We start from the raw sequence: 17,815 nt of genomic DNA on the forward strand, positions 1-17,815 counted from the left end.
GTCCCCGACCCTCACCGATGCGGTGTCGGTCCCGGTTCACCACGAAGGGGCAGTTCCCTGTGCGGGGGAGCTGCCCCTTCGGCATGCCACGCTCGAACTCAGTCCGTTCTCGGCTCGCGGCTGTTGGCCCGGTTCTTCGCGATGTTCCGCGTCTTCTTGGTGCGGGCCGACTCGGCGACCACGGCGAGTACCGCAGGCGACGTCGACCCCTCGGCCAGGTAGCGCTGCATCCAGTCCGTGACCTCCGCCAGCTCGTCCGGTGTCGGCACGTGACCGTCCTTGACGGACAGGTAGAACTGCCAGTCCTGGATGCGGCGGCGGATGAAGTCGCGGAAGCCGTCCACGGGGAGCCGGTCGATCTCCGGCAGCAGTTCGTCCGACCACTGGCGGAACTCGGCAGGACCGCTCACCTTCCACGCGATCCTGTCCACGAGGGCGACCACCGCCGTCTTGGCCCCGCTCGCGTCGGGGTCGCGCAGGATCGTGGCCACGAGCGCGCGGTCCCGGTCGCGGCTCGGCGAGTCAGCGATCACCGAGACGACGCGGAGGTACGCGGACGTTCGGGCGTGGTCGTCCGCGACGGCCTCGTCGACGTCCACGTCGACGATCCCGGCCTCCGCCAGCAACTGGGCCACATCGGAATGCAATGTCATCGCTTCATCCCTACTTGCAGGGTTTCTTGGCGGCCTCGGCGGCCTCGCGCTGCTCCTTCGCAGCCCGCTCCTCCGCCTGGCTTCGCTTGCCGAGCTTCCTGACGGCGGTCCTGATCTGCGGCTTGAAGTGCTCCACCGCCTGCCGCTGCTTGCTCGAGAGCTCCGGCTGGTTGTGGAGGGGTTTGCCGTTCGGGCCGATCCTGACCTCGCGGCCTCCGCCACCGGTGACGTGAGCGTGCGCCGGCTTGTCGACGTCGTACTCGTGCACGACGATCTTCACGCCGTTCTTGCTGACGTCGAGGAGGGAGAGGCCGAGCGGGTCGATCCACATGAACGGGTTCGGGACGTAGTTGTGCGGCGCGAAGCCACCGGCCAGGCCGATCGGGTCGGGGGTGAGGTAGCGGGCGCTCTCGGGGTCGTAGTGCCGGAAGTAGTTGTAGTGCAGCCCCGTCTCGGGGTCGTAGTACTGGCCGGGGAAGCGCAGGGGTGTGTAGGCGGTGGCGCCCCGGTTCCAGACCGTGGTGCCCCAGAGGGTGGTCCGGGTGCGCCAGGCGATGTCGCCCTGTTCGTCGAGGAGTTCGGTCGGGGTGCCGACGAGGTCCGTGACGATGGCGTAGAAACGGGCGTCCACCTCCTCGTCGGTGAGGTGTTTGCGCTCGGTCTGGGCCAGGGGGCACAGTCCGTCATGGTCCCATGTGAGGGTCACCGATTCCGGTGCGCCCGGGGCGTGGCTCGTCTGTTCGCAGAGAGTCATGTCGTCCCAGGTGAAGTCGGTCTGTTCCGCCACGACCTGCTCCGCCACCCCCTGTTCCGTCATGCGCTGCTTGGACACGCGGCGGCCCAGCGGGTCGTAGAGGTAGCGCCACCGTGTGCCGTCGGGGGTCACCACGGAGGTGAGGCGGTCCTCCGCGTCCCAGGTGTAGCGCCAGGTGTCGGGCTTGCGGGACAGGCGGGTCTTCTGGCGCAGGGTGGTGCGGCCCGCCGCGTCGTGTTCGTAGCGGACGTTGCCCGCCGCGGTGATGCGGGTGCCGGTGTAGGTGCGTGCGCCGGTGGCCTCCTGGCCCGGCATGGGGGCCGGCCAGGAGGCGTCGGTCTGGTTGCCCGCCTTGTCATAGGCGTAGGTCTCCGTCCAGCCCGCCGCCTGGACCGCCGTGACGCGGCCTGCCGCGTCCAGGTCGAAGCGCCGCGCGCCGCCCAGCTGGTCCTCCACGCCGGTCAGATGGTCGTCGGCACGGTAGGTGTACGTACGCCGCTGGATGTGCCTGCGGCCGGGACCCGTCAGTTCCTGTTGCGTCAGGCGGCCCACGACGTCGTACCCGTTCGTCAGCGTCAGGGCCTCGCCCACCGTGCGGGTGAGTTCCCGGCCCGCCCCGTCGTGCGTGAACGCGAGCCTGCCGCCGGACGCGGTCAGTTCGGTGCAACGGCCGGCCGCGTCGTACGCCCAGGTGCTCGTCGCGCCGGACGGTGTGGTGCGGCCGGTGCGGCGGCCCAGTGCGTCGTAGGTGTGGGCCAGCGTGCGGCCGTTGACCGTTTCCGCCAGGAGACGGCCCGCCCTGTCCCGCGTCAGCGTCAGGGTCACGTCCGGGCCCACCGCCTTGGTGAGGGCGCCTGTCGCGTCGTACGTGTAGCGCGTGATCGCGGAGCCCGCCACGTTCTGCGTGACCGTCCGGCCCAGCGCGTCCCGTTCGAAGGTGATCACGTCGCCCATGGCCGTCGTACGGGACACCAACTGGCCCGCGGCGTCATGCGTGTACGTCAGGGTGCGGTCGTCGAAGTCCGTCTCCGCCACCAGGCGGCCCGCCGGGTCGTACGCGTAACTCCACGTCAGCCCCTGCGGGTTGGTGACCCTGCGGAGCTGGAGCTGGGTGTCGTGCTCGAACTCGATGCGGGCGCCGTCGGGGCCCGTGCGGGCCGCGATCAGGTCGAAGTGCGTGTACTCGTGGGTCGAGACCGCGCCCATCGCGTCCGTGTGCGAGACGCAGTTGCCCTCGCCGTCGTACGTCCACGACTCCGTCGAGCCGTCCGCCTCGGTACGCCGCGCCAGCTTGCCCTCCACCGTCCACTCCAGGCGTGTGGTCGCGCCCGTCGGGTCCGTGATCGCGGTCGGGCGGCCGAAGGCGTCGAGGGCGTAGCGGGTCACCGCGCCCAGCGGGTCGGTGACTTCCAGCGGCAGGCCCGCCGCGTTGCTGCGCAGCTCGGTGGTGTGGCCGAGGGGGTCCGTGACGGTGGACACGGCTCCGGTGGCGTCGTGGGTGAAGTGATGCGTCGTGCCGTCGGGGGCGGTCATGCTGGTGCGGTTGCCGCGCTCGTCCCATGTCTGGCGCTGGACGGCGCCGTCCGGGCCGACGATCTCGACCAGCAGGTGGAGGTCGTCGTACTCCGCCCTGGCGTACGTGCCGTCCGGACCCCGGGTCGCGATCAGGTTGCCGTGCTCGTCCCAGGTGTTCTCCGTGCGGTGCCCCAGCGCGTCGGTGCGGACGAGCAGGTCGTTCCGGCTGTTCCACTCGGTGTGGACGGTGCCGCCCAGCGGGTCCGTCTCGGACAGGAGCTGGCTGAGGTCGTTGTAGCGGTAGACGGTGGTCTCGCCGAGGGCGTCGGTGTAGCGGGTCTCCTGCTCGTCGCCGCGGTACTCGACGGTGCAGGACAGGTGGCCCGCGGTGCTCTGGCCGCGTACGCAGCGGTCTTCGTCGTCGTAGGTGAAGCGGTACCAGGTCTGGTTGCTGTCGGTCCAGGACGTGACGCGGGCCCGGTCGTCGTAGTCGAGGCGCAGCCTCAGCGCGGCCGAGTCGTGGACCTCGGCCAGATTGCCGACCTCGTCGTAGCCGTACGCGGTCACCAGCGTGCTGCCGGTCTCGGTGGCCGTGCCGGTGCCGGGGGTGAGCAGTCGCAGCGCGGTGATGCGGTGGTCGTCGGTGTCCACCGCCAGGTGGTAGCCGCCGGTATGGCGGATCGCCGTGGGGGCGCCGGTGGGGTCGCGGTCGATGTCGATGCGGTTGCCGTTGCGGTCGGTGATGGCTCGCAGCGGCAGGGTCGTAGTCGTCGTGGCCGTTGTGTCTGACGCCTCCGTCTTGCCGTCGGGCGTGACCGGCAGGAAGCGGCGGACGCGGCCGGTCTGCGGGTCCGCGACCGTGACCGTGCCAGAGGCGTCGACGGTCAGCGGCCAGCGGGGGCCGTGGGCGGGGAGCAGCGGTTCGGCGCCGGGGGAGGGGTGGGGGTAGGACAGCAGCTGGCCGTCCTCGGTGACGTAGATCAGACCTTCGTCGTCGATCTCGACCCGCTCGTCCAGCGTCGAGGCCCATGAGTCGCCGTACCAGTGGCCCCAGCGGTACGTGGACAGGTGCGTGCGGTGGAGGACGAGCGGGAGCAGGCCCGGCAGGGCGATGTCGGTCTGCTCCATGAGCATCTCGCCGGAGACCATGTCGATGGGGTCACCGTTCTTGCAACGGCCCTTGGCCGGCTTGCCCTTGCCCGCCACCTTCTTCATACCGCCCGAGAGGGCCTTGCGGAGTCCCCCGGCCCCGGAGCGCAGTCCGCGGGCCGCGGACTTGAGCCCCTTGGCCGCTCCGGCGAGGCCGCGGAGGCTGGTGAGCGCCTTCATGCCGGGGATGCAGTCCAGGGCGGCGAAGGCGACGTCGAGCAGCCCGGCTTCCCCATTCGCGTATTTATGGAGGGTGTCGGCGAGTACGACGAGGGCAGCCACGAGGACGATCGCGGCGAGGATGGGTCCGCCGATGATCATCGCGATGACGCCGAGGACGGCGACGACGACCTTGCAGACGGCGACGATGGTGTCCCAGTTGTCGGTGACCCAGTCGCCGACTTCCTCCCACCACTTACGGTTCTGGATGCCCGCGTCCGAGGCCTCTTCGAGCTTCTTCTTCGCCGTCCCGGCCGCGTTCTCACGCATCTTACGCGCGTCCTCGGCCATCTTCTTCGCCGCGTCCAGGTGGCTCTTCGCGGCGGAGACGTCCGACTTGGCCGCCGTCTGGGCCTTCTCGGCGGAGTCGGCGTTGCGGGTGGCGGCCTTGACCTTGTCCGGGTCGGGTTTGGGGACGTCTTTCCCGCTGTCCTTGTCGTCCTTGTACTTGTCGGCTTCCTTGCCCGCACGCTCCATCCAGGAGTCGGCGGAGGTCAGGCGGGACTGGGCGGCGGAGAGGCTGGTCTGCGCTTCACGGCCCTGGGCCAGGGCCTTGTCGGCCAGGGCCTGGGAGCGTTCCAGTTCGGGCCAGTAGGCGGAGAGGGCGTCGCCGGCCATTTCGTAGCTCTTCTTGAGCTTCTTCAGCTTGCCCGGGGCGTCCTCGAACTCTGCCGTGAAGGACTCCGCGGTCTTGCCCGCCCAGGTGAGGATCGCGTCCTCGCCCGCCATCCCCTTGATGTCCCGCAGCACCTTGGATACGTCGTCGGCGAAGTCGTGCAAGTTCTTCGCCAGGTTCCGGACCCGGTCCGGATCACCGGGCGTTGGGTCCTTGTCCAAGTCAAGGACATGCCAATCCGCTGGACGGTTCGACACCGAAACATTCCCCCGTTACGTCACACACGTACGTCCTGAGACGCACCAGAAGCTCATCTGGCAGTGCTCGGGCAACGTTATCCGGTCAAGCGGGCCATCTGGCGTGCGCAGATACCGCCGCTTCGGGCGTCAGCGGCGTGCCTCGCGCAGCATGATCGCCAGGGCGCGCCGTGTGGGGCATTCGCGCCAGTTGCACTGGCAGCGGGTGCAGTTCAACGCGTGGGCCAGCATTGCGCGGTACGCCAGATCCGCCGGGTCCTGCGCCGGCCCGGCAGTGCTCCTGCGCCCGCCGTGCTCCACCATGTCGACTCCGTCCAGTCTCCCCGTGCCCCGGCCGGCTCGCGGTGGCCAAGGCCTTACCGCATCACTTCCGTCGAACCGGCGCCGATGGACGCAGCGAGGAGGCATATGCGGCCGAGCACTGGGTGTGCGCACCACGAAGTGCGCCCCCTCCGTGTGCCCGGGGTGAGCGGTGGGGCTGATCGGGCGCGCCGTCTCACCCTTTCAGCGCGGTGTACCGCACCCCCGTGAGTCCCTCCGACGCCTCCCAGAGGCGTTCCGACGCCGTGTCGTTCAGGGTCCACTTCGCTCGCCAGGACCGTGCCGGTGCGCCCTGCCAGCCCAGTACCCGGGGCCCGGTGAACGAGTCGGGGCGGACCGCCGGTGCCGTGGCCGCGTACAGGGTCGGCAGCGCGCCCTTCGCCGCGGGCTGGGCCGCGACGCGGTTGCCGAGCCACATCACGCGCTCCACGACCTTGCGGCCCTCCATCCTGGGCGCCGTCGCCTGGAGGTTCGTCTGCGCGTAACCGGGGTGTGCCGCCGCGGCCACGACGCCGGAGCCCGCGGCCGCGAGGCGTCGTGCCAGCTCGTGGACGAAGAGGAGGTTCGCCGTCTTGGAGCGGGCGTAGGCGATCCAACGCCGGTAGTCGCGCTCGCTGTTGAGGTCGCCCATGTCGATGTTCGCCAGTACGTGGACGGCGCTGGACACGGTGACGACCCGGGCCCCCGGTGTCCGCAGGAGCCGGGGCAGGAGGAGGCCGGTGAGCGCGAAGTGGCCCAGGTGGTTGACCCCGAACTGCGTCTCGAAGCCGTCCGCCGTCTGCCGGTAGGGCAGCGCCATCACGCCCGCGTTGTTGACGAGGAGGTCGAGTCCGCCGCCGTTCGCGTCGTCACGGTCGTACGACTCCGCGAACTCCCGTACGGAACCCAGGTCGCCCAGGTCCAGACGCCTGAACTCCGCCTGTGCCGACGGCACTTCGGAGCGCAGTCGGACCAGTGCCCGCGTCCCCCGCTCTTCGCTGCGGCAGGCGAGCACCACGCGCGCGCCACGACGGGCGAGTTCGCGTGCGGTGACATAGCCGATGCCGCTGTTGGCGCCGGTGACCACGGCGCTGCGGCCGCTCTGGTCGGGGATGTCGCTCGCGTTCCAGCCCGTCATGACACAGCTCCCTCGGCTCTCTGCTCTCTGCTTGGGCGCACGCCTTACCCGAGAGTAGGGGTGCGAGCCCGAGGCAGGGAGGGCAGAGAGTGCGGGGAGGGTGGCGAGTCAGGCCGCGGCGCCCCCGTCGATCACCAGGTCCGCGCCCACCACCGACGCCGATTCGTCCGAGGCGAGGTACAGCACGGCGGCCGCGACCTCCGCGGTCGAGGAGACGCGGCCGAGCGGCGTCGCGCTCTTCATCCGCTCCGCTCGCCCGGCCTCGCTCTCGCCCGGACGCAGCGACATGGTGGTGTCGGACGCGCCGGGGCTCACCGCGTTGATCCGCACCCCGTCGCCGATGTGCTCGATCGCGGCGCCCTTGGTCAGCGCGGAGACGGCGGCCTTGGTGACGCCGTAGCCGATGGTGCCCGGCAGGCTGGTGTGGGCGCCGAGGTTGGAGGAGATGTTGACGATCGCCCCGCCGCCGGGCTGCGCACGCATCTGCCGCACCTCGGCCTGGAGCGCGAGCAGTACGCCGGTGACGTTGATGTCGAGCATCGTGCGCCAGTCCTCCTCGGACAGCTCCGCGACCGGCTGCCCGGCACGCAGGACGCCCGCGTTGTTGACGGCCACGTCCAGCGAGCCGAACCGCTCGACGGTGGCAGCGACGAGCGCCGCGAGGTCCTCGGAGCGCGATACGTCGGCCGGGACGGCGAGCGCCGTGCCGCCCGCGTCCTCTATGAGGCCCACGGTCTCCTTGAGGGGACCTTCGGTGCGCCCGGCGACGACGACGTTCGCGCCCTCGGCGGCGAAGGCGAGTGCCATGGCACGGCCGAGGCCGGAGCCGCCGCCGGTGACGAGGGCGGTGCGGTCGGCGAAGCGGGTGCGCGGTCCTGAAGTCATGTCACAGCTCTTTTCTTGAACGATCGGTTCAGTATCAGGGCATAAAAAAAGAGGCCAGGGAGATCGAGGAAACGGGGCTCAGTCGAGCAGGGTCAGTGCTTGTTCCGTCGCGTCCCGCACCCGCGCCGGGTCCTTCGAGGCCTTGCCGACCACGCGCACCCCTTGCATCAGGGTCAGCAGCATGCGCGCGAGGGCGAGCGGGTCGCGGCCCTCGGGGAGTTCGCCCTGCGCCTGGGCGCGGACGAGCGCGGAGTGCAGCAGCGTCTCCATGTGCTCCCAGCTGCGCTCGACGCGGCGGGACGCCGCCTCGTCGTGCGGGCCGAGCTCGGCCGCGGTGTTGGTGATGAAACAGCCGTTCAGGCGGTCCGTTTCGGAGGCCGCCTCAGCCCCGAAGCGGCGGACCACCGAGCGGACGGCGGGCAGTGCGGGGCCGGGCTGCGAGAGCTCCGCGAGCAGCCGCGGGTTCTGGGACTCGGCGTACCGCTCCAGCGCCTTCAGGTACAGGTCGTGCTTGTTGCCGAAGGTCGCGTAGAGGCTGGCGCGGCCGATGCCCAGCTCTTCGACGAGGTCGGCCATCGACGTCGCCTCGTAGCCGCGCCGCCAGAACAGCTCTAGGGCCGACTGGAGCGCGGCGTCCGGATCGAATTCCTTGGTCCTGGCCACGAGGGGAGACTAGGGCTGTCTGGAACGCTTGGTCAAGTAAATCTGTTAGGCAAGACGGACCCGGTGCGTCTGGACCGTCACCGAGTCGTCGTCCAGGCACCGCCCCGTCTCCAGGTCGAACCGCTGCTTCAGAAGCGGTGACGCGACGAACGGCCGGCCCGCCGCCGCGCCGATCAGGCCGCGCGAGAGCACCGCGGCCCCCGTGAACGGGTCACGGTTGTCGATCGCGTACGCGCGGCCCGCGCGGTCGAGGAAGAGCGCGGCCTGGCGGCCGTCGGGGAGCAGCGCGGCGATGCCGCGGCCCGGCTGGAGCTGTGCGCGGTCGCAGACCTCGAACCAGTCGTCGTCCAGGCGGAGTTGAATGCTCATCGGGATGCAGCACCTTCCAGGTCGCGGGGGCGGGAGCCGATGGAGAGCAGCGGCAGGTCCGGCTTGATCTGGTCCCGTTCCGGTACGAAGCTCACGGTCGGGTCCGGGACGTCGGGCGCGTTCACGAAGGACACGAACCGTGCGAGCCGCTCGGGGTCGTTGATGGTCTCGGACCACTCGTCGCGGTAGTGCGCGACATGGTCGGCCATCAGGGCCTCCAGCTCGTCGCAGAGACCGAGCGAGTCATGGACGACGACGTCCCGTACGTGGTCCAGGCCGCCCTCGATCCGCTCCAGCCAGGTCGAGGTGCGCTCCAGGCGGTCGGCCGTACGGATGTAGAACATCAGGAACCGGTCGATGAGGCGCACCAGTTCGGCGTCGGACAGATCCTGCGCGAGCAGGTCCGCGTGGCGGGGTGTCGCGCCGCCGTTGCCGCCCACGTACAGGTTCCAGCCGCTCGATGTGGCGATCACCCCGAAGTCCTTGGACTGGGCCTCCGCGCACTCGCGGGCGCAGCCCGAGACGGCCGACTTCAGCTTGTGCGGGGAGCGCAGGCCCCGGTAGCGCAGCTCCAGGTCGATGGCCATGCGGACCGAGTCCTGCACGCCGTAGCGGCACCAGGTCTGTCCGACGCAGGACTTCACCGTCCGCAGGGACTTGCCGTACGCGTGGCCCGACTCGAAGCCGGCGTCCACCAACCGCGTCCAGATCAGCGGCAGTTGCTCGACACGTGCGCCGAACATGTCGATGCGCTGGCCGCCGGTGATCTTCGTGTAGAGCCCGAAGTCCCGTGCCACCTCGCCAATCACGATCAGCTTGTCCGGGGTGATCTCCCCTCCCGGAATACGCGGCACGACCGAATAGGAGCCGTTCTTCTGGAGGTTGGCGAGGAAGTGGTCGTTCGTGTCCTGGAGGGATGCCTGCTCGCCTTCGAGGACGTAGCCGTCGGCGCCGATCGTCGGGGCCAGCGAGGCGATGATCGAGCCGACCGTCGGCTTGCAGGTCTCGCAGCCCTCCGTGCCACGGGCGGACTCGCGGCCGTGGGAGTCCAGGAGCCGCCGGTAGGAGGTGATCCCCAGGGTGTGGACGATCTCGTACAGCTCCTGGCGCGTCTGGGCGAAGCAGCCGCACAGGCCCTTGTCGACCTCGACGCCCGACGCCTCCAGCTCGTCGTTGACGAGCTGGCCGAGCACCTTCACGCAACTGCCGCAGCCCGTACCGGCCTTGGTGCACTTCTTCACCTCGGGCACGGTCGTGCAGTTGTGCTCGGTGACGGCGCCGCGGATGGAGCCCTTGGTGACGTTGTGGCAGGAGCAGATGACCGCCGAGTCCGGCAGCGAGGACGGGCCGAGCGCCACCGGGCCGCCCGCGCCCGCGGGAAGCACCAGTTGCTCCGGTGAGACCGGCGGCACGCTGCCGGTCATCGGCCGCAGCACGCCGTACGCCTCCGCGTCACCGACCAGGACGCCGCCGAGGAGCTCGCCGCCCGCGCCGATGACCAGCTTCTTGTACGTGCCCGAGCGCGAGTCGGAGTAGACGACGTCCAGGCAGTCCGGGGTCGCGCCGTGCGCGTCGCCGAAGGACGCGACGTCCACGCCGAGGAGCTTCAGCTTGGTGGACAGGTCGGCGCCGGTGAAGCTCGACTCCTCCGCGGCGATCGAGGCGGCGACCGTCTCGGCCATCTCGTAGCCCGGCGCGACCAGGCCGTAGACCCGGCCGTCCGACGCCAGGGCGCACTCGCCGATCGCGTACACGGCCGGGTCGCTGGTGCGGCACTGCTCGTCGACGGTGATGCCGCCGCGCTCGCCCACCGGAAGACCGCAGTCGCGGGCGAGCTGGTCGCGGGGCCGGACACCGGCCGAGAACACGACCAGATCGGTGGCGAGTTCACTGCCGTCCGACAGCTTCATCCCGCTGACGGCGCCCTCCGTGCCGACGATCTCCTGCGTGCCGACGCCCGTGTGCACGGTCAGGCCCATGCCGGTGATGGTGCGCAGGAGCGCGGCGCCGCCCCCTTCGTCGACCTGCACGGGCATCAGGCGCGGCGCGAACTCGACCACGTGCGTGTCGAGTCCGAGCCCGCGCAGTGCGCCCGCCGCCTCCAGGCCGAGCAGCCCGCCGCCGACGACGACGCCGGTCGTGGCGTACGTCTTCGCGTACTCCTCGATGGCGAGCAGGTCCTCGATGGTGCGGTAGACGAAACAGCCCGTGGTGTCCTTGCCCGGCACCGGCGGCACGAAGGGGAAGGAGCCGGTCGCGAGGACGAGGGTGTCGTAGGCGAAGGTCTGCCCCGAGCGTGCCGTGACGGTCTTCGCCTCGCGGTCGACGGTCTCGGCCGGGTCGCCGACGTACAGCTCGATGCCGTGCTTCTCGATGAACTCCGGGTCCGTGAGGGAGAGTTCGTCGGGCGTGCGGCCCGCGAAGTACGAGGTGAGCTGGACGCGGTCGTAGGCGGGCCGCGGCTCCTCGCACAGGACGACCACGCGGTGGTGGTCGGTGAGGCCGCGGGCGGCGATGGCCTCGAGGAAGCGCTGGCCGACCATGCCGTGCCCGACAAGGACGATGGTGTTGTCGTGCGCGCCGTGTCGGGGGCTGGGGGTGTCCGTGGGCATCTCAGAGGCCTCCGTCGTGGGTGAGCAGGTGGAGCAGGGGGCTGCCGTCGTCGGGCAGCGGGTCGTCGGCCTCCCAGGCGCGGGCGAGCGCGCCGACGGCGGTCAGCTCGCCGAGCAAAACGCCGCCGACGAGCCGGTCACCGCGCACGACGACCTTGCGGTACGTGCCACGGGTGGCGTCAGCGAGCTGGACGACGTCGTCGTCGGGCCGGTGCTCGGGGTCACCGAAGGCCGCCAGGTCCAGGGGAGCGGAACCGGGGCGTCCGTTGTGCAGGGTGAGGCGGGTGAGGGCGCGGGTGCCGGAGTAGGGGCGCGCGTCCCGGGGGGAGAGCAGGGCGTCCGCCAGGGCGTCGGCCTGTTCCAGCGCGGGCGCCGCGAGGCAGCGGGTCTCGCCGGAGTGCTCGGCGCAGTCGCCGATGGCGCGGATGTGCGGGTCGGAGGTGCGCAGCTCGTCGTCGACGACGATGCCGCGGCGCACGTCGAGGCCCGCGGCCTGCGCGAGCCCCGTGCGGGGGCGGACGCCGCAGGCGAGGACGGTGACGTCGGTGCCGAGTACGTAGCCGTCGGCGAGCTCCACGGATCGGACGGCGCCGTCGGACTGCCGTACGCCGCGCACGCGGCACTCGGTGTGCACCTCCACCCCGAGGTCGGTGAGGTGCTGGTGCACGAGCGCGCTCGCGGCGGGGTCGAGCTGGCGCTCCATGAGGCGGTCGCCCTGCTGGGTGAGGACGACCTGGGCACCGCGCACGGCCAGCGCGCGAGCGGCCGATACGCCGAGGAGGCCGCCGCCGATGACGACGACGCGGGTGCCTGGGTCCGGCCGCACGGCCTCGGACAGGGCGAGACAGTCCGCCATCGTGCGGAAGGCGTGCACGCCGCGCGGCAGTTCGGTGGCGCCGGGCTCGAAGAGGCCGCGCAGGGGTGGGAGCACGGGGTTCGAGCCGGTCGCGAGGACGAGCGTGCCGTACGGGACGACGCTGCCGTCCGCGCAGTGCACGACCCGGTCCTCGCGGTCGACGCGGACGGCGCGGGTGCGGAGGAACTCACCGGGGACGGGCGGGAGGCCGATGACCCCGGCGCCGAGGCGCCCGGAGAGGACGTCGGCGAGGAGCACGCGGTTGTACGGTGCGTGCGGCTCCTCCCCGATGAGGGTGACGGCGCGGGTTCCGTCGCCGGAGCCCCCGAACCGCTGAGCGAGGCGGACGCCGGCGAGGCCGCCGCCGATCACCACCACGGGGGGCGCGGGGCTCGGGGTCGATGAGGTCATGTACGGCAGCGTGCGGGGGCGGTGTTACCCGGCGGCATCCTGACTGTTTCCCTGCGGGAACGCTGCGCTCAGCGGGGGCCGGGGTGGGGTGTGAGGGTGCCCCGCGTCCTGCTCTGGCCGAACAAGCCCTTCCCGCCCACCCGCCCGTTCACCCCGCATCCGATCCTGGACGAACAGGCCTTCCCGCCCACCCGCCCGATTGCCCCGTAGACGCCTTGTGAACGAACAGGACTTAACCCTCGTTGAGGCCATCCTCAAGGGGGCCTTAAGGATCAGCCGTGTGCGGCTGACCAGGCGTTTTTCCGGTCGCCCTGTGTCTAGTCTGCGGCCGTGACCATCGACGTGACCGCAACCCGACCCGACGCGCACCCCGCGCCGTCCGTTCCGCCGATTCGCGTCACCCCCGCTGCCCTGCGCAACGGGATCCTCGGCACGGCGCTCGCCGTCACCGCGCTCTGGGCCGTGCAGGTCGAACCCTCGGCCCGGCTCGACGTGCTCTTCGCGACCGGCGCCCACCTCACCGGCCTGCTCGCCGGGTACGGCGTCCTCGTCATGCTCTTCCTGATGGCCCGCGTCCCCCCGGTCGAGCACGGGGTCGGCGCCGACCGGCTCGCCCGGCTGCACGCCCGGGGCGGCCGCCACGTCCTCACCCTGTGTCTGGCCCACGCCCTGCTCGCCCTGTGCGGATACGCCGCCCACGCCGGCACCGACCTCCTCAGCGCCGGCCTCGACCTGCTCGGCTACCCGGGCCTCGCCCTCGCCGCCGTCGGCACGTCCCTGCTCGTCGCCGTCGGTGTCACCTCGGCGCGTGCGATGCGGCGCCGCGTCCCGCACGAGACCTGGCGGGCCGTGCACCTGCTGACCTACCTCGGCGTGGCGCTCGGCTTCGTGCACCAGCTCGCGGGGCCCGACGTGGCGGGCAGCATCCTGACGGTGTGGCTCTGGTCGATGCTGCACGCCACGGTGGCCGTACTCCTCGTCTGGTACCGCGTCGTCGTGCCCGTGCGCCAGGCGCTGCGGCACAGCCTGCGCGTCATCGACGTACGCGACGAAGGACCCGGTGTCGTGTCGGTCGTGATGCAGGGCATCGGGCTCGACGAACTGCGCGCCGAACCCGGGCAGTTCTTCCGCTGGCGCTTCCTGCGGCGCAGGCTCTGGCGCACCGCGCTGCCGTTCTCGCTGTCCGCGCCCGTGCGCGACGACACCCTCCGGATCACCGTGAAGGCCCTCGGCGACCACACGCGGCGGATGCGGCGCCTGAAGCCCGGGACGCGGGTCCTCGCCACCGGGCCCTTCGGGGCGCTGACCGCCCACCGGCGTACGCGGCGGAAGGTGCTGCTGCTCGCGGGCGGGGTGGGGATCACCCCGATGCGGGCGCTGTTCGAGACGCTGCCCGGCGGGCCCGGGGACCTCACGCTCCTCTACCGGGCGGGCAGCGCGGAGCAGCTCGTGCTGCGGGCGGAGCTGGAGGCGATCGCCCGGAGCAGGGGAGCGGGGCTGCACTATCTGCTCGGCCGGTCCGACGCCTCGTTCGATCCGCTCGCCCCGCAGGCCCTGCGCAACCTGATCCCGGACCTCGCCGAGCACGACGTCTACCTGTGCGGGCCGCCCGGAATGGCCGCATCGGCCACCGTGTCGCTCGTACGGGCCGGAGTGCCCCAGGAGCGCATCCACGCCGAGTGCTTCACCTTCTGAGAGTCATAGGTTTCTTGAACCCTGGAGAGGGGCTGACGTGGGACGTCACCGCAAACCCGTGGGCCCGGCCCTGAGCCCCACCCCGCAGGCGCGCCGCAGACTGGCGGCGGGCCTCGCCGGAGCGAGCGCGCTGGTCGCCACCGTGCTCGCCCTCACGGTCGACCCGGCGGGGCCACCGGCCCCCGACCGCGCCCCGGCGGGCGTCCCCGCACCTCAGGCGGCGCCCTGATGAGGGGCAACGAAACCTCTGAAGTCCCTCAACTCTCCCTCTTTTCATGGACGGCGTGATCAGCCCCTCCATAAGGTCGCGATCATGCCCGACATATCTCTGACCACCGTCGTCGTCTTCTGTGTCGCCGCACTCGCGGCCGGCTGGATCGACGCGGTGGTGGGCGGCGGCGGGCTCCTCCTGCTGCCCGCCCTGCTCCTCGGCCTGCCGGCCGGGACCCCGGCCGCGCACGCCCTCGGGACGAACAAGGCCGTGGCCATCGTCGGGACGACCGGTGCCGCGGTGACCTACGTCAGGAAGACGCCGGTCGACGTGCCCACCGCCGTGCGGATCGGCCTGGCCGCGCTCGCGGGATCCATGGGCGGCGCCTTCTTCGCCGCCGGCATGAGCACCGAGGTGCTGAAGCCCGTGATCATGGTGGTGCTGCTCGGCGTCGGCGCCTTCGTCATCTTCAGGCCCGCCTTCGGCACCGCGCCCTCCGCGCGCCCCGCCTCGCCGAAGCGCATCCTCGCCGCCATCGGCCTCGCGGGCCTCGGCATCGGGTTCTACGACGGCCTCATCGGGCCCGGCACCGGCACTTTCCTGGTGCTCGCGCTGACCGCCGTGCTCCACCTCGACCTGGTGTCCGCCTCCGCCACCGCCAAGATCGTCAACTGCTGTACCAACGCGGGCGCCCTCGCGATGTTCGCCTGGCAGGGCGCGGTCCTGTGGCAGCTGGCCGCGCTGATGGCCGTCTTCAACCTCGCGGGCGGCATGTTCGGGGCGCACACCGCCCTGAAGAAGGGCAGTGGCTTCGTACGGATCGTGCTGCTCACCACCGTGTTCGGGCTCGTGGCGAAGATGGCGTACGAGCAGTGGTTCGCGTAGCAATGCCCGGGGCGGGGCCGGCCGCACCCCGCGGCCGGTCGCGGATCAGCGACGCACGCCCGTCAGGTGCGCGAACACCACGACGTTGCCCTCGTACCCCGTCTTCTTCGAGTAGCCGCCGCCGCACGTGATCACCCGCAGCTCCGGCCGGTCCGCCGCCCCGTACACCTTGGCGTCCGGGAACTTCTTCGCGTCGTAGACCTCGTTCGCGTCGACGGTGAACACCGCGACGCTGCCGTCCCTGCGTTCGATCTCGATGGTGCGGCCCCGGGTCAGACCGCCCAGGTCGTAGAAGACGGACGGGCCGTCCGCGTTGTCGACGTGCCCCGCCACGACGGCGGTGCCGGTCTCGCCCGGCGTGGTCCCCGACTCGTACCAGCCCGCGAGATTCGTCTTCTTCGGCGGCGGTACGTCGAGGCTGCCCTGTGGCGTCAGGCCGAGCCCCATGAGGGGCGCGTCGATCCGGAGAGAGGGAATCCGGATCCGGTCGGGCGGGGACGGGGGCAGCGCCGCGGCACCCGGGGCGTCGCCGGACCGGGGGTGGGCCGAAGCGGCCTGCTCGGCGGACGGCTGCGGCGGGGGATGGGACTCCGTGCCGTTGTGCAGCAGCCACGCGCCGGAGCACAGGGCAAGCACGGTGACCGCGCCTATGGCGGAGTTGACGGCCTTCCCGCCGGGCTGCCTTCTGCCGGGCTGTTTCCCGCCGGGGTGCTTGCCCCCGGGCTGCTTCCTGCCGGGATTCTTCCTGCGCGTCAATCGACTCGTCCCCCTCAGGGTTCGGGGAGGCCGGTCCCCGCATCCCCCTCCGGATCCACGAGGGACCGGTGGACCCGGAGAGGGAGGGGGCTGGCGGTACCGGTGGACAGCGGAGGGTGTCCGTCAGATCCTGTCGCCTCTCGCCCGGCGATGCAGGAGCCAGGTACCGCCCGCGGCGGCGACGGCGAGCGCCGCCACTCCCGCCGCGGTCTGCACGGGGTCGGGGCCGAGAGCGCCGCCGACCCCCGTCTTCACATGGCCCTTCGGGGCCACCTGCTGCTCGTCGCGGGCGGCGGCGGTGGAGGTGATCGTCACGACCAGGTCGCCCGCCACCTGCTTGCCGTCCGCGCCGGATCCCGAGCACTGCGCGGCGATCTCGTAGGTGCCGGGCTGGGCCGACGGCGGCACCTCGAACGTGCCGGTCGCGTTCTCCTTCTGCGTGTCCGGGGCGAGCGTGAAGGTGCCGGCGCCGACCGCGCTCGCGTCGCCCGTGGCGGTCCCGTCGCTGCCGCAGGCGGTGGTGTCCACGGTGACCGTGGAGCCCGGCATGACGGTGGACGGGTGGACCTCGAGGCCGCCCCCCGCGTCGCGCGCGGCGGCCGCGGCGGGGGGTGCCAGCAGGGCCGCCGATGCGACGGCGAGCGCGGCAGTGGTCAGCAGGCGGGCTTTGCGCATCGTGCTTGCTCCTCCGAGGGGCCATCAGAGGGCACGGCCCGCGGCACCTCCAAGTGCCGCTGCGTCGGTCGAACCCCGCTGTACCGAGGTAAGTGGCACTCGGCGGCGCACGCCTCCTGAGCAGCTGTCAGAAACTGTGTGGCGGAGCGGCTTCCGACCCTTCGGCGGGAACATTCCAGCAGGTCACTCGGCGTGTCGCCGAGCAGTGTCCGAAGGGGGCGCGGGGCGCCTGTGAATGGGTGACCCCAGGGCTGACCGGATGCCTCTGAGCGACCTCGGCTCGGCTCGGCGCAGGCCGACCTGATCCCGCCTCAGACGGCGTCCCAGGGAACGTCGGCGTAGAGCTCCGCCAGTGTCGTCATCAGCTTCTCGTCGACCGCGAAACCGGTGTCGTCGATCCGCCGCACCGGCGCGATGCCGCGCGCGTTGGTGACGAAGGCGGCCGCGTACGAGGAGAGGCCGGCGAGCGTGACAGGGGCCCGGCGCGTGGGGATTCCGGCGGCCCGGAGGCGTGCTTCGAGCAGCTGCATGGTGATGCCTTTCAGGCAAGGGGCGTCGGGCCAGACGACCCCGGTGCCGTCGTGGAAGCCGATGTTCGTGACGGCGCCCTCGCTGATGGTGCCGTCGGGGCCGGTGAGCAGCGCGTCGTCGAAGCCCGCGCGCCGGGCGAGCTCCCCGTGGCGGGCCTGGCCGAAGCCGCCGATGTGCTTGATGTGCGGGAAGGGCCGCTGGTAGGGGACGGACCGCAGGGCCTGCGGGCTCCGGGACATCTCGCCCGGCGCCCGGACGGTGACCGTCACGGACGGCTCGCCGTCGGGTGCGTGGACGTGGACGCGTACGGAGGCGTCGGTGATGTCGTCGCGGAGCACGTGCCGGATGAGCCCGCGCACGTGCTCGGCGCCCAGCTCCCGGTCGAACAGCTCGCGGGTGGCCGCGTCGAGCCGCTCCAGATGCAGCCCGAGTCCGCGCGTCGCGCCATTCCTGACCTGCATCGCGGTGAAGTGCCCCACGCCACCGAGCGCGGCCCACAACAGCCGGTCCGCGGTGACGTCCCGCCCGTCGATCTCGATGCGGTGCAGGGGCGGCTGAGTCGTCGTCATGGCCGCCACCGTACGACGCCTTCGCCAGTGGCCGACGCCCCCCGAGAAACTCCCCGACAGTCCCGCTTGACCTCAACCTAGGTTGAGCAACGAGGC

Annotated in this window: 14 protein-coding genes; 3 read left to right on the top strand and 11 right to left on the bottom strand. The window is 71.6% G+C overall.

Translation table 11 applies throughout. The features are described from left to right. Positions 1-98: 98 nt before the first annotated feature. The 8 genes from AB0M70_RS07095 to AB0M70_RS07130 all read right to left on the bottom strand — a co-directional run bounded on the left by AB0M70_RS07095 (position 99) and on the right by AB0M70_RS07130 (position 12,397). Entirely contained in the window at positions 99-653 is a 555-nt protein-coding gene (locus AB0M70_RS07095) for a hypothetical protein (protein ID WP_365817177.1), read from the bottom strand. Positions 654-663: 10 nt separating this feature from the next. Continuing rightward, positions 664-5,127, bottom strand: coding sequence for an RHS repeat-associated core domain-containing protein (locus AB0M70_RS07100; protein ID WP_365817179.1), 4,464 nt, complete (start codon positions 5,125-5,127; stop codon positions 664-666). Between the two features lie 532 nt (positions 5,128-5,659). Further along, the gene (locus AB0M70_RS07105; protein WP_365817181.1) at positions 5,660-6,601 is read right to left on the bottom strand and encodes an oxidoreductase; all 942 of its coding nucleotides are present in this window, start codon (positions 6,599-6,601) and stop codon (positions 5,660-5,662) included. Between the two features lie 108 nt (positions 6,602-6,709). Then, positions 6,710-7,486: an SDR family oxidoreductase gene (locus tag AB0M70_RS07110; RefSeq protein ID WP_365817183.1), complete on the bottom strand. Its 777-nt coding sequence runs from the start codon at positions 7,484-7,486 to the stop codon at positions 6,710-6,712. A 78-nt stretch (positions 7,487-7,564) separates the two neighbouring features. Next, a complete protein-coding gene (locus AB0M70_RS07115) occupies positions 7,565-8,149 on the bottom strand; it encodes a TetR/AcrR family transcriptional regulator (protein WP_365817185.1) in 585 nt (194 codons plus the stop codon). Positions 8,150-8,194: 45 nt separating this feature from the next. After that, positions 8,195-8,518 (bottom strand): nitrite reductase small subunit NirD, encoded by a 324-nt coding sequence (gene nirD / locus AB0M70_RS07120; RefSeq protein WP_365817187.1) that lies wholly within the window; start codon positions 8,516-8,518, stop codon positions 8,195-8,197. Further along, positions 8,515-11,130 (bottom strand): nitrite reductase large subunit NirB, encoded by a 2,616-nt coding sequence (gene nirB, locus AB0M70_RS07125; RefSeq protein ID WP_365817189.1) that lies wholly within the window; start codon positions 11,128-11,130, stop codon positions 8,515-8,517. Before nirB ends, nirD begins: the two co-directional genes overlap by 4 nt. Before the next feature lies 1 nt (position 11,131). Beyond that, positions 11,132-12,397, bottom strand: a complete 1,266-nt coding sequence (locus tag AB0M70_RS07130; protein WP_365817191.1) for an FAD-dependent oxidoreductase — start codon at positions 12,395-12,397, stop codon at positions 11,132-11,134. A gap of 330 nt (positions 12,398-12,727) precedes the next feature. On the opposite strand from AB0M70_RS07130, the gene AB0M70_RS07135 reads away from it, so the two are divergent. The 3 genes from AB0M70_RS07135 to AB0M70_RS07145 all read left to right on the top strand — a co-directional run bounded on the left by AB0M70_RS07135 (position 12,728) and on the right by AB0M70_RS07145 (position 15,188). Further along, a complete protein-coding gene (locus tag AB0M70_RS07135) occupies positions 12,728-14,092 on the top strand; it encodes a ferredoxin reductase family protein (RefSeq protein WP_365817193.1) in 1,365 nt (454 codons plus the stop codon). 37 nt (positions 14,093-14,129) lie between these two features. Then, a complete protein-coding gene (locus AB0M70_RS07140) occupies positions 14,130-14,321 on the top strand; it encodes a hypothetical protein (RefSeq protein WP_365817195.1) in 192 nt (63 codons plus the stop codon). Between the two features lie 84 nt (positions 14,322-14,405). Then, a complete protein-coding gene (locus tag AB0M70_RS07145) occupies positions 14,406-15,188 on the top strand; it encodes a TSUP family transporter (RefSeq protein ID WP_365817198.1) in 783 nt (260 codons plus the stop codon). A gap of 45 nt (positions 15,189-15,233) precedes the next feature. On the opposite strand, the gene AB0M70_RS07150 is transcribed toward AB0M70_RS07145, so the two are convergent. The 3 genes from AB0M70_RS07150 to AB0M70_RS07160 all read right to left on the bottom strand — a co-directional run bounded on the left by AB0M70_RS07150 (position 15,234) and on the right by AB0M70_RS07160 (position 17,719). After that, positions 15,234-15,839 (bottom strand): class F sortase, encoded by a 606-nt coding sequence (locus AB0M70_RS07150; RefSeq protein WP_365817603.1) that lies wholly within the window; start codon positions 15,837-15,839, stop codon positions 15,234-15,236. Positions 15,840-16,067: 228 nt separating this feature from the next. Continuing rightward, complete coding sequence (locus tag AB0M70_RS07155; RefSeq protein WP_365817200.1) at positions 16,068-16,619, bottom strand: hypothetical protein; 552 nt, start codon at positions 16,617-16,619, stop codon at positions 16,068-16,070. A 311-nt stretch (positions 16,620-16,930) separates the two neighbouring features. Then, entirely contained in the window at positions 16,931-17,719 is a 789-nt protein-coding gene (locus tag AB0M70_RS07160; protein ID WP_365817202.1) for an aminotransferase class IV family protein, read from the bottom strand. Between the last annotated feature and the right edge of the window lie 96 nt (positions 17,720-17,815).

The organism is Streptomyces sp. NPDC051214 (assembly GCF_040682375.1).
Lineage (GTDB): Bacteria > Actinomycetota > Actinomycetes > Streptomycetales > Streptomycetaceae > Streptomyces.